At 71.4% G+C, this 255-nt stretch carries 1 protein-coding gene; it reads left to right on the top strand.

The features are described from left to right. The coding region (locus tag HAQ05_RS28365; protein ID WP_274602003.1) for a solute carrier family 23 protein at nucleotides 1-255 on the top strand (255 nt) is incomplete at both ends.

The raw sequence follows: 255 nt of genomic DNA, 5'->3' as shown, positions 1-255 counted from the left end.
CCGCGGGCGTCAGCGCCGGCGGGCGCACCGGCCTCACCGCCATCGTCGTCGCCGTGCTGTTCTTGCTGGCACTGTTCTTCGCCCCCCTGGCCGGCAGCGTGCCCGCCTACGCCACCGCACCGGCCCTGCTGTTCGTGGCCGTGCTGATGGCCTCGGGCCTGGCCGAAATCAACTGGAGCGACATCACCGAAGCCGCCCCCGCCCTGGTCACCGCACTGGCCATGCCCTTCACCTACTCCATCGCCAACGGCATCG

It is taken from the genome of Pseudomonas typographi (assembly GCF_014694385.1).
GTDB classification, from domain to species: Bacteria; Pseudomonadota; Gammaproteobacteria; order Pseudomonadales; family Pseudomonadaceae; genus Aquipseudomonas; species Aquipseudomonas typographi.
The sequence above is the reverse complement of the archived record's forward strand: the minus strand, read 5'-3'. Positions and strand labels throughout refer to the sequence as shown.